Below are 10858 nucleotides of genomic sequence, written 5' to 3'. Positions count from 1 at the left end.
TCAGCACACCACCACCACCGCGGGAGTCTGCACCCATGGCCAAGGAACTTGCCACCCAACTTATCGAACAACTCCAGGCTGCCGGCGTGCAGCGGATCTATGGGATCGTGGGAGACAGCCTCAACCCCCTTGTGGACGCCGTCCGGCAAACCGGCGGTTCGGCCAAGGGCGGCATCGACTGGGTCCACGTCCGGCACGAGGAGGCCGCCGCGTTTGCAGCCGCCGCGGAGGCACAGCTTACGGGCCGCCTCGCCGTGTGCGCCGGTTCCTGCGGCCCCGGCAACCTGCACCTGATCAATGGCCTCTACGACGCCAACCGTTCCGGTGCCCCCGTCCTGGCCATCGCCTCCCACATCCCCAGCAAGCAGATCGGCAGCAGCTTCTTCCAGGAAACCCACCCGGACCGGCTCTTCAACGAATGCTCGGTCTACTCGGAATTGGTGAGCACCGCCGAGCAGGCACCGCGCGTCATGCACAGCGCCATCCAGCATGCGCTGGGACTGGGCGGAGTCGCCGTCGTGACCCTTCCCGGTGATATCGCCGGGCTCGAAGCCAGCGCGCCGACGCCGCTGCCTGCCACCTTCCGCCCCGCCAGCCTCGTCCCGGACCCGGCCAGCGTCCAGGCCCTGGCGGACGCCATCAACGACGCCGGCAAGGTCGCCATCTTCGCAGGCGCCGGCGTCGAAGGTGCCCACAGTGAACTGATGGCACTCGCGGAACTGGCGAAGGCGCCAATCGGCCACTCCCTGCGCGGCAAGGACTTTGTCCAGTACGACAATCCGTTCGATATCGGCATGACCGGGCTGCTGGGCTACGGCGCCGCCGCCGAGGGCATCGAGGACGCCGATCTCCTGGTCCTCCTGGGCACCGATTTTCCGTACGACCAGTTCCTGCCGGACACCCGGACTGCGCAGGTGGACAGGGTGGCGCACCGCCTCGGCCGGCGGACCGACGTCGACATTGCCGTGCACGGCGACGTGCTGCCAACCCTGCGCGCCCTCCTGCCCCTGGTGAAGGCAAAAAAGAGCCGCCGGTTCCTGGACCAGATGCTCAAGAAGCACGACCGGCTGATGAACAAAGCCGTGGGTGCCTACACCCGCAAGGTGGAGAAGAAGCAGCCCATCCACCCGGAATACGCGGCCTCACTGCTGGACCAGATAGCCGCAGAGGACGCCATCTTCACCGCGGATACGGGCATGTGCAACGTCTGGACGGCGCGGTACATCAACCCGCTGGGCACGCGGCGCCTGATCGGGTCCTTCCTGCACGGCTCAATGGCCAACGCCCTGCCGCACGCCATCGGCGCGCAGCTGGCGTACCCCGGCCGGCAGGTCATCTCCGTGTCCGGTGACGGCGGCCTGTCCATGCTGCTCGGTGAGCTCATCACCGCCGCCGCCTACAAGCTGCCCGTCAACGTGGTGGTGTTCAACAACTCCACCCTGGGCATGGTCAAGCTCGAGATGCTGGTGGACGGGCTCCCTGATTTCGGGGTGGATGTGCCGGATGCCAACTACGCCGCCGTGGCCCAGGCACTGGGCTTCCATGCTGTCCGCGTTACGGATCCCTCGCAGATCGAGGCGGCCTACCGGGAAGCGTTCGCGCACCCTGGGCCGTCGCTGGTGGAACTCATCACCGATCCCAAGGCGCTGTCCATTCCGCCCAAGATCTCCGGCTCGCAGGTCATCGGGTTTGCCACCGCCATGTCCAAGGTGGTCCTGAACAGGGGAGCAGGCGAGGCCGTCAGCATGGCGCGCAGCAACCTGCGGAACATCCCCCGGCGCTGACCCCTCCCGGACGCGCCATCAGATACCGCCCAAAAACCCGGAACGCGTCTGCATGGAGTCCAGACGCGTTCCGGGTTTAAGGACGAAAAGTGATGGGGCGTTTTTGGGCTGTCTAGCGGGCGCCGCCCTGCCACAGGGCATCGAACGGTGCACCGGAGGCCACGCGGTTGCGGATGCCCTCGGTCACGAACGCCTTGGCCGTGCGGGCCGCCTCCAGCGGGGTGGCGCCCTTGGCGAGTTCGGCGGTCACGGCCGCCGCCAGCGAACAGCCGGCGCCGGAAACGGCCACCTCGCCCACCTTCGGGGCGCTGAGGACTTCGAGGGTCTCGCCGTCAAAGAAGACGTCGACGGCGTCCGGGCCCTCCAGCCGCACCCCGCCCTTGGCCAGGACTGCCGCGCCGCTGAGTTCGTGGATGCGGACAGCGGCGGCCTTGAGGGACTCGACGTCCGTGATCTCCAGGCCGCTGAGGGATTCCGCCTCAAAGTGGTTGGGGGTGACGAAGGTGGCCAGCGGCAGGATCTCGGCCTTCAGGGCCTGGTCCGTGTCCAGGGCGTGGCCGGGCTCCTGGCCCTTGCAGATCAGCACCGGGTCCAGCACCACGTTGCCGAAGCCGTTGGCCTTCAGGGAGCCGGCCACGGTGCTGATGGTGGCCGGGCTGCCCAGCATGCCGATCTTCACGGTGTCCAGCACGGAGGGGGCGCCCGACGCCGGTCCATACGCCGCCGCCGTTGCCTCCAGTTGGTCGGCAATCACCTGCTGGTCCACCGGGACGAAGCGGTGGTTCCAGTTGTCCTTCGGGTCGAAGGACACGATGCAGGTCAGGTTGGCGATGCCGAAAACGCCCAGCTCCTGAAAGGTCTTCAGGTCGGCCTGGGCGCCGGCACCACCGGTGGCTTCGGACCCTGCGATGGTGAGGACGACGGCCGGAGTGGTGGCGGACGGCGATGCGCCGGTGGAAACGGAAGTCATCCCACCATCCTGCCATCCGGCGTCGTGCGTTGCCTTGTGTTGCTGAACAGGGGGAGCGGGAGGGCTGTGTTCAGGACCCCAACGTGGATGGCTGCGCGTCCGGATCCACACGGACCAGCCGCCAGACGGCCAGTCGGCCCACGGCCAGTGCCCCACCGATCATGAGCGCCGTGGACAGCATGAAATCGGCGCTGGAACCGGACCATGGCCTGAGGGCGGCGAGACCCGCGCCAATGAGTGCGCCCAGGCCGGCGAACGCGGCAACGTGCAGCCACTGGTTCCGCACGGGCTGGAGCAGGATCGCCAGCGGCGCCCCGGCGCAGAAGGCGAGGACCGTCGCCGGAACGGCTCCCCAGACGAGGGTCGCCAGGAACATGGGCAGGAACCACGATCCGCCGCTCCAGACAGCCAGGATGACGGCCAGGCAGAGCAGGCTGACCAGCGCGCCGACGGCCAGGGCTGATGTACCCAGGACCACGCGGCGCGGCCTGCTCACACCCGTCCCTTGGCGACCTGCTGTAGGGCGCCGCCCAGTTCCGGCTGGCGGTAAATGAACCCGGCGGAGAGGAGCTTCTGCGGCAGGACCCAGCGGCTCTTGAGCACCAGTTCCGCTTCGGTGCGGATCAGCACGGCGCCCGCCCGCAGGAGCCACGCAGGAGTGGGCAGGCCAAAACGCTTCCCGTAGGCACGCCGGACCAGCCGCATCAGCTCGTGGTTGCTCACCACGTCCGGCGAAGCCACGTTGACCGGTCCGGTGATGTCCGTCCGGGCGTGCAGGAACCGCATGCACCGGTACAGATCCTCCACGTGGATCCAGCTGAACTTCTGGTTGCCGTCTCCCATGGGTCCGCCCAGGCCCAGCCGTGCGAGGTTGGCAAACGGCCGCAGCGCCCCGCCGCCGGGGCCGAGAACAATAGAGATCCGCAGCGGGATCTTCCGGGTTTTTGGCGTGGCCGCAACATCCAGTGCGGTCTCCCAGGCGCGGGCCACGTCCACGGAGAATCCGGTGCCCGGCTCGCCGTCGTTCTCTGATTGCGGCCGGTCCCTGGCGTCCCGGTAGATGGTCCCGGTGCTGGCATTCAGCCACGTCGACGGCGGTTCCTGGCACCGGGCGATGGCGCGGCCCAGCGCCTCGGTGGTCCGGACACGGGACTCAAGAATCGAGGTCCGGTTCCGGGCGCTGTACCGGCAGGACACCGAGCGTCCGGCGAGGTTGACCACGAGGTCGGCGCCGTTGAGCACCCTGGTGAGGGCGTCGTCGTCGTTCCAGCTTGCCGAGGAATTCCCCGCTCCCTTGCGCCCGATGGTCCGCACGGACCAGCCGTCCTGCTCGAAACGCGACCGGACGTATCTGCCGATGAAACCCGAAGCGCCGGCGAGTACCACCGTCTTGGTTCTGCGCATTTTTCCCCCTTGTTGGTTTTCCACGATGTGTTGCCGCCTGCCTAACTGCGGACGCTGCGGCTGAGGTTGAGGACGTCATCCAGGACCTTGCCTACGCCTGGAACGCGGGCCAGCCCCAGTCCGCGGGCGATCAGCGGCGCTGCCCCATCCACCAGCCGCCTGGTGCGTTGCTGCCCGTCCGAAGTGTCGTAGACCCAAAACAGGGTGACGCCCATGTAACAGAGCCACAGCAGCTCGGGCAGATCGCTGCGCAGCTTTTTGGAAACAGCCGGCCGGGCGCCGTCCACCGCCTGCCGGAAGATCTCCAGAGACGCTTCGCGGGCCGGGGTGGAGGCTGTGGAGAACGGGTTGACGGGGGAGGTGGGGCGGATGGCGGTGGCCACAAAGTCGGCGCCGAACCGGTGGTAGGGAGCCATAACGTCCAGGCCTGCGTGGAGGACGGCCTTGAGCCGCTCTGCAAGCCCGCCCGTGGTGTCCAGCGCTCCGGCCGCGCGCTCGGCGTGCTCCGCCTGGACCTGGACGTAGAGCTCGTGGACCAGGTCGTCCTTGGACTCGAAGTAGTAGTACGCATTGCCGGCAGAGACGCCTGCCTCGGCCGCGATGGCCCGCATGGTGGTCTTTTCGAAGCCGATCTCGCGGAACATTCGCAGGGCCACTTCTGCCAGCTTCTGCCGGGTCTGCTCACTCTTCGCAGCCAATTGTTCCCCCAATTTGAACGTGTTCAAGAATAAGTATGGCACATCTTTTGAACGTGTTCAGTTTCTGCTGTACCCCCTCGCGCGCTTGTAGACGGTGGCGATGGGAGAATGGACTGACACCAGTGCTAATACAGCCGGCGGCCCGGTTCCGCGCCGCCGAGCGAACCACTCCGAACGGATCTCCTCCATGCCTGCTGCCCCAGGACACAACGCCGCGCCCGAAACCACCTCGCCGCAATCTCCCGCGACATTCGCCTCAATCGGCTCGCCGTACTTCGGCATCATGCTTTCCTTCATGGCAGTGGTGCTCATCCTGTCCAACATCGGCGCATCCAAGGGTGTGGCGATCGGCCCCATCGTGACGGACGGCGGCTTCTTCCTGTTTCCGCTCGCCTACATCCTCGGTGACGTCATCAGCGAGGTGTACGGCTTCAAGGTGGCGCGCAAGGCCATCTTCACCACTTTCGCACTCTCCGTCTTCGCGTCCCTCTGCTACTGGGTGATCATCGCCCTGCCCGGGTTCGACGACGAGTACGGCATCGCCAAGCAGTCCGCGCTGGAGGGGGCACTCGGCCCCGTGCCGCAGATCGTGCTGGCCTCGCTCCTGGCGTTCCTCGCCGGCCAGACCATCAACTCGTGGATCCTGGTGAAGATGAAGGCCCGCACAGGCGAGAAGTCGCTGTGGGCCCGGCTGATGGGGTCCTCCGGGGCGGGCGAATTCGTGGACACCCTGATCTTCTGCAGCATTGCCGCGTCCGTCATTGGCATTACCGACTTTGGCATGTTCCTGAACTACGTGGTGGTGGGGTTCCTCTACAAGACCATGGTGGAGTTCCTCTTCGTCCCCGTCACCGCCCTCGTCATCGGGTGGGTCAAGAAGCGCGAACCGAGTTACGGGGCTGCCGCTCTACCGGCAGCTTGATTCTGCGGCCGCCTGGCCCGCCGATTCGACGGTTCCCTGCATGCTCGATGTTTCGAAGCCACGCGTAGGCAGGGAACCGTCGAAACGGGTGTAGCGGTCAGGGTTCGCAGTTTCTGGCAAACGCGCGCAGTACGCGATACTTGAACTCCGCCTCGCTGAAGAGATGTTTCCACTCGATACGCAGTACGATCCAGCCGTCCTCGGTGAGCGCCTTTTCGCGCTGTCTTTCGTTGTAGATCACCTCGTCAGTTGGATGGAAGTCGAAGTACTTGGACTTGCCGTCGAATTCGAGTGCCACCTTGCGGGCAGGCCATGCGAAGTCCAAGCGATAGGGTCCGCTGGCCGTGTACACCGAAAACTAAAGTTCCGGCGTGGGGAGTTTCAGCCTGTGGATGAGTTCGCGGGTGAGGCTTTCGCCGGCTGACTCGGAGCGCGGATCCACCAGTTCAAGGGCCGTTCTGAGCGCCACGGCTCCGTTGCGGCCTGCCAGTGCAGCGCATCTTTCCCGAAGGAGCGGAACGTCTGCACCGAGCCTGGCGGCGTGATCCACCAGAATTACCGCCTGCCTAACGTTGAACATCAGGGAGGAGTCCACAACTGTCCGTTCCAGCGAGGTGCACGGCAGGCCGTCAACGAGCGAAAGTTCACGTCCGTTAATTGTCCCTGTGTGGGCGGCAACGTCAGATCCGTGGGAAATTCCGGAAGGGCGGCCCGGTTGCGTCAGGTGAACTGTGTCATCGACGTTCCAGAGATGGAGCCGGCGTAGGGCGGCGGCTGAGGTGTGGCTATAGACAAAACTTCCTGCCGACGTCGTCAGCGTTCCGTGTGCGTGGCCGTAAACGCGTTGACGCCGGCGATCCGGCTCCGTCAAACCGTTCCACCAGTCACCGCGGGCATAGCAGCCGCGGCGGATCCTGACCAACTGCCCACCGCGCACCAGCGTGGAGATCGCCCGGGCGTTCAATCCCTGTTCCAGCAATTCGGCGGTCCGCCAGAAATTTACCTGGCCAAAAGCAGGGATCCCATTCATGGTTCAAGCGTTGCCGGAACGCCTCCCGCCGCCCAGCGCTGGACACGGCTATGTGGACAATGCCGTTTCGACGATCAGCTGCGCCTCCGATGCTGACCCACGTCGAGTGCGCAGGGAACCGTCGAAACGGGTAGACACTGGCACTCGGCGGCGGGAGGCCGCCTCACTGCCCTCAGGAGTAGTAGTTCGCCAGGGTTTCGGCTTTGAAGTCGAAGAAGGTGCCGGACTCGATGGCCAGGCGGGCATCGTCCACCATCTTCACCACGAACCGCTCGTTATGGATGGAGATCAGCGTGGCCGACACCATTTCCTTGGCCTTGAACAGGTGGTGGATGTACGCCCGCGAATAGTTGGTGCAGGTGTAGCAGTCGCAGCCGTCCTGCAGCGGGCCGAAATCGCGCTTGTACTTGGCACCGGACAGGTTGTACCGGCCGCTGGGGTGGTAGAACGCGGAGTTGCGGGCGACGCGGGTGGGGGAGACGCAGTCGAAGGTGTCGGCGCCGTTCTCGATGGCAGTGAAGATGTCGTCCGGCTCCGAGATGCCCAGCAGGTGGCGTGGCTTGTCCTCGGGAAGTTCCTCGTTGCACCAGCGGACGATGGTGCCCAGGTTCTCCTTCTCCAGCGCCCCGCCGATCCCGAATCCGTCGAACGGCATGGCCCCCAGGTCGCGGCAGGCCTTCCGGCGCAGGTCCTCGTACTGGGCTCCCTGGATCACGCCGAACAGCGCCTGGTACGGCTTGCCCACCCGCTCACCGGTCAGCCGGAAGTGTTCGGCGATGCACCGCTCGGCCCACAGCCGGGTGCGCTCCAGCGACTCCTCCTGGTAGCCGCGGGAATTCTGCAGCGTGGTCAGCTCATCGAAGGCAAACATGATGTCCGCGCCGATCTGGTGCTGGACCTGCATGGAAATCTCGGGGGAGAAGCGGTGCCGGTCCCCGTTCAGGTGGGATTTGAACCAGACGCCGTCATCGTCAATGTGAGCGAGGCGTTCCTTGCCGGGAGCCACAGCATCGTCAGGTCCGGAGGCATCAACGGACTTCATGTCGATGACCTTCTTGAACCCCGAGCCCAGGCTCATCACCTGGAACCCGCCGGAATCGGTAAAGGTGGGGCCGGCCCAGTTCATGAAGGCACCCAGGCCGCCGGCCTCGTCCAGGATGTCCGCGCCCGGCTGCAGGTAGAGGTGGTAGGCGTTGGCCAAAAGCGCCTGCGCGCCGAGGTCCGCCATGGACTCCGGCAGGACTGCCTTGACGGTGGCCTTGGTCCCGACGGCGATGAACGCCGGAGTGCGGATCTCGCCGTGCGGGGTGGTGATGGTGCCGGTGCGGCCCAGGAATTCGCCGCCGTTCTCCGAGACCTGGGCGGCCGACGGCGGGCAGGATTCACTGAGCCGGGTCCCCACCGTGAACGAGAATGCGGACTGCTCCGCGGGAAGCGCGGGATCAGACGTGGTTGCGGGGGCGGGGTTGGCTGGCACCGTACCAGTGTGCCAGCAAACCGGCCGGCACCAACAAAGCGGGCCCCGCCGGTAAGCGCCCGGAAGGACAGCCACGCATCCGCGGCAACCAGCCGGCCGCCAGCGCCCCGTCAGCTGACCGGATCCGACTCTGGGTACTGGGCCTGCCGCCACGAATCCCAGGATGACCGGATGGCGTCCACCTTCGCGGCACCCAGGCCGTACGTGGAGGCAATCACCATGGACCCGCCGTCGGGCCGCAGGTCCTCGATGACAGGCTGGTCCGTCACCACCAGGAGCCCCTCGCCGTGCGCGGCGTAGTCGTGGACGGTGAGCCCCACCTGGTGGTTGCTGCGGTACCAGACCTTTCCGGAGATCTCCTCGCCCGTGCCCAGGGTGAGGCTGTAGTCCTCGCCGGGAGCCGGGACGTCGGTGAGGCCGAGCTTTTCAATCGCGGAGCCGGGGCCGCCCGGAAGCTGCAGGAACAGTGTGTGCCGCGTGCCATTGGGGTGGCGCTCCAGTGCGAAGCGGAGTTGCTGGAGGAACGTGAGCCACCCCTGGGTGATGTCCTCGTCCCAGGCAGCCCATTCGGAGTTGTGGTCCAGCGCCGCGCGGGTGACGTTGACCCGTGTCCCGCCGGCCACGGGATGCAGCTCGAACGTGTCGCCGCCGTGCACGGTCAGGCTGGTGTGGTCCGGTGCTTCCTGCACGTTGTCGGCGAAGTAGATTTCCTTGACTTCGGCGTCAAGGTCTTCGGCCTGCCAGCCATGCCACTGGACCACCCGGGACGGTTCACGCAGCATGTTCCAGACCTGCGGCGCATCGGCGTTGATCACTACGCTGAGATTGTTCGTCATAGCCCCGAATCTACAACTCCGTCCGGGGCCCGGGTAGGGCTAATTTGTTCAGGCGCGGACGGCCTCAAGCTCGTTGCCGATCCGGCGCTCCAGCTCGGACATGCCGATGGTCTCCGAGCCGCCGTGCGCCCGCAGGAACAGCAGCGACTCCAGCCGCAGCAGCCGCCACTCACGCTCGGCGTCGTGGTTGGAGTTGTCGATGGAACGGAAGATTTCCTTGTCGTACAGGTTGGGCTCGTTGAGCGAGCGCTGCCGTACCTTGGCCGCCATCCGGGCCTTGAACGGATCCGTTTCCTGGCTTTCCGGGGTGCGGATGAGTTTCTCGTACACGGCCGCGCGTTCGTCCTGGCCGTCCTGCCGGCAGATGTAGCTGGCCAGCGCCAGGGATGCCTCTACGGACGCCCAGCGCCCGGGGTTTCCGTCGTAGGGCAGCACCGTGAGGAGGTCAGCGATGGACAGCGCGCCCTCCGCGTCCTTCAGCGCGACGAACAGTTCGTGCGCGAGGTCGGTGAGGTCCTTCAGGCAGCTCCCTGACTTGAAGTTCACGCCCTTGGACAGGCGGTCCGTCAGCAGCAGGACGCCCACGGCATCCGGGTGCGCTTCAGCAGCGGCTTCCACAACGGATTCGGGGGTGCCGTCCGGGGCGGGGATCAGCGCCAGTTCCTCTTCGCTGGGCCCGTTGGCTGCGGGTGGAGCCGCCGGAAGGGGAGGTACGACGACGGCGGGCACCTGGGCGTTGGCGGCCGGCTCACCGCCGGGCTGCTCCTGCCCGGGTTCCGTGCCAGCCGCGGCACCGGCCGAGCGCGTGGCCTCCGGCACCGGGGTGTCCGCCGCTGTGGCAGCCGGAACGCCGGCGACTGCCAGCGGAAGGTGCGTGACGGCGTCGTGCGCTGCGTCAACGAGGGTGACCGTGCTGCCGGCGGCGATGCGGAGGGTTCCCCCGCCGGTCAGGCTGGCGAGGACCAGGGCGGGCACGCCAAAGTCATCCCGCTGCAGCTCCAGCTGGTGGATTTCCGCTGTCCGTTCACCGCCGGGCAGGAGGATGTGGCTGCCGGTGGTCAGTGATCCAGCCTGCTGCTCGCGATATTGCCGGGCCGGTGTTTCGGTCATGGGAGTCCTTAAGTTCTCTTGCGGTCCGCCCTACAGTCTACAAAGGCCGGTGCCTGAAACCGGGGACCCCCACGTCCCGGCGGGATGTCAGAAGCCGACGCCCGCGAAAGCCAGTGCCTGGCGGATGAGGCCGCCGCGGCCGCCGCTGAACTCGAGCTGGACGCCCGGGCTGAGGACTTCGTCAGGGGTCATCCAGGTCAGCTCCAGGGCGTCCTGGCGCGGTTCGCATTCGCCGGTGACCGGGATGACGTAGGCCAGGGACACGGCGTGTTGCCGCTCATCGGTGAAACCGGTCTGGGACGGTGCCGGGAAGTATTCGGCCACGGTGAAAGGCACCGGGCTGATGGGCAGCTGCGGGAACGCCAGGGGGCCCAGGTCCTTTTCCATGTGCCGCAGCAGTGCGGCGCGGATGGTTTCGCGGTAGATCACCCGGCCGGACACCAGGGACCGGACCATGGTGCCGTCGTCGTCGGCCTGCAGCAGCGTGCCCACTTCGTTGACGTAGCCCAGCGGGTCCAGCCTGACCGGGACCGCTTCCACATAGACCATGGGCAGCCGGCCCCGCGCCTCAAAGAGGTCTTCTTCGGAGAGCCAGCCGGGATTCGGGTCAGGGGTGCGCACGTTCAT

At 66.5% G+C, this 10858-nt stretch carries 12 protein-coding genes; 2 read left to right on the top strand and 10 right to left on the bottom strand.

Features of this window, described 5'->3' with window-relative positions:
* The first annotated feature begins 35 nt into the window (after positions 1-35).
* Complete coding sequence (locus AC1DBN_RS10355; RefSeq protein WP_091718079.1) at positions 36-1784, top strand: pyruvate dehydrogenase; 1749 nt, start codon at positions 36-38, stop codon at positions 1782-1784.
* 112 nt (positions 1785-1896) lie between these two features.
* Here the strand turns inward: AC1DBN_RS10355 and AC1DBN_RS10350 are convergent, their stop codons facing one another.
* The 4 genes from AC1DBN_RS10350 to AC1DBN_RS10335 all read right to left on the bottom strand — a co-directional run bounded on the left by AC1DBN_RS10350 (position 1897) and on the right by AC1DBN_RS10335 (position 4856).
* Positions 1897-2754, bottom strand: coding sequence for a hydroxymethylpyrimidine/phosphomethylpyrimidine kinase (locus tag AC1DBN_RS10350; RefSeq protein WP_091718081.1), 858 nt, complete (start codon positions 2752-2754; stop codon positions 1897-1899).
* Positions 2755-2824: 70 nt separating this feature from the next.
* Entirely contained in the window at positions 2825-3250 is a 426-nt protein-coding gene (locus AC1DBN_RS10345; RefSeq protein WP_091718082.1) for a hypothetical protein, read from the bottom strand.
* Positions 3247-4158 carry a TIGR01777 family oxidoreductase gene (locus AC1DBN_RS10340; RefSeq protein WP_091718084.1) on the bottom strand — a complete coding sequence of 304 codons (912 nt, stop codon included), beginning with the start codon at positions 4156-4158 and terminating at the stop codon, positions 3247-3249. Before AC1DBN_RS10340 ends, AC1DBN_RS10345 begins: the two co-directional genes overlap by 4 nt.
* Before the next feature lie 41 nt (positions 4159-4199).
* Positions 4200-4856, bottom strand: coding sequence for a TetR/AcrR family transcriptional regulator (locus tag AC1DBN_RS10335; protein ID WP_091718086.1), 657 nt, complete (start codon positions 4854-4856; stop codon positions 4200-4202).
* Between the two features lie 187 nt (positions 4857-5043).
* Here AC1DBN_RS10335 and AC1DBN_RS10330 point away from each other — a divergent pair, with 187 nt between their 5' ends.
* Positions 5044-5778 carry a queuosine precursor transporter gene (locus AC1DBN_RS10330; protein ID WP_477723129.1) on the top strand — a complete coding sequence of 245 codons (735 nt, stop codon included), beginning with the start codon at positions 5044-5046 and terminating at the stop codon, positions 5776-5778.
* A 97-nt stretch (positions 5779-5875) separates the two neighbouring features.
* Here the strand turns inward: AC1DBN_RS10330 and AC1DBN_RS10325 are convergent, their stop codons facing one another.
* The 6 genes from AC1DBN_RS10325 to AC1DBN_RS10300 form a co-directional block, all read right to left on the bottom strand.
* Positions 5876-6103 (bottom strand): hypothetical protein, encoded by a 228-nt coding sequence (locus AC1DBN_RS10325; RefSeq protein ID WP_477723128.1) that lies wholly within the window; start codon positions 6101-6103, stop codon positions 5876-5878.
* Positions 6104-6136: 33 nt separating this feature from the next.
* Complete coding sequence (locus AC1DBN_RS10320) at positions 6137-6808, bottom strand: type IV toxin-antitoxin system AbiEi family antitoxin domain-containing protein (protein ID WP_477723127.1); 672 nt, start codon at positions 6806-6808, stop codon at positions 6137-6139.
* Positions 6809-6980: 172 nt separating this feature from the next.
* Entirely contained in the window at positions 6981-8285 is a 1305-nt protein-coding gene (gene tgt / locus AC1DBN_RS10315; RefSeq protein ID WP_477723126.1) for a tRNA guanosine(34) transglycosylase Tgt, read from the bottom strand.
* A gap of 110 nt (positions 8286-8395) precedes the next feature.
* Complete coding sequence (locus AC1DBN_RS10310) at positions 8396-9121, bottom strand: SRPBCC family protein (protein WP_314215937.1); 726 nt, start codon at positions 9119-9121, stop codon at positions 8396-8398.
* 48 nt (positions 9122-9169) lie between these two features.
* Positions 9170-10231, bottom strand: a complete 1062-nt coding sequence (locus AC1DBN_RS10305; RefSeq protein WP_091718096.1) for a DUF6707 family protein — start codon at positions 10229-10231, stop codon at positions 9170-9172.
* A gap of 87 nt (positions 10232-10318) precedes the next feature.
* The gene (locus AC1DBN_RS10300) at positions 10319-10858 is read right to left on the bottom strand and encodes an NUDIX hydrolase family protein (protein ID WP_015935952.1); all 540 of its coding nucleotides are present in this window, start codon (positions 10856-10858) and stop codon (positions 10319-10321) included.

The organism is Pseudarthrobacter sp. 10T415 (assembly GCF_056394175.1).
The sequence above is the reverse complement of the archived record's forward strand: the minus strand, read 5'-3'. Positions and strand labels throughout refer to the sequence as shown.

Bases quoted from the DNA above. Each gene is read 5' to 3' on its own strand.
- AC1DBN_RS10355 (WP_091718079.1), top strand. From the start codon at position 36: ATGGCCAAGGAACTTGCCACCCAACTTATCGAACAACTCCAGGCTGCC.
- AC1DBN_RS10305 (WP_091718096.1), bottom strand. From the start codon at position 10,231: ATGACCGAAACACCGGCCCGGCAATATCGCGAGCAGCAGGCTGGATCA.
- AC1DBN_RS10310 (WP_314215937.1), bottom strand. From the start codon at position 9,121: ATGACGAACAATCTCAGCGTAGTGATCAACGCCGATGCGCCGCAGGTC.
- AC1DBN_RS10340 (WP_091718084.1), bottom strand. From the start codon at position 4,158: ATGCGCAGAACCAAGACGGTGGTACTCGCCGGCGCTTCGGGTTTCATC.
- AC1DBN_RS10320 (WP_477723127.1), bottom strand. From the start codon at position 6,808: ATGAATGGGATCCCTGCTTTTGGCCAGGTAAATTTCTGGCGGACCGCC.
- AC1DBN_RS10350 (WP_091718081.1), bottom strand. From the start codon at position 2,754: ATGACTTCCGTTTCCACCGGCGCATCGCCGTCCGCCACCACTCCGGCC.
- AC1DBN_RS10330 (WP_477723129.1), top strand. From the start codon at position 5,044: ATGCCTGCTGCCCCAGGACACAACGCCGCGCCCGAAACCACCTCGCCG.
- AC1DBN_RS10300 (WP_015935952.1), bottom strand. From the start codon at position 10,858: ATGAACGTGCGCACCCCTGACCCGAATCCCGGCTGGCTCTCCGAAGAA.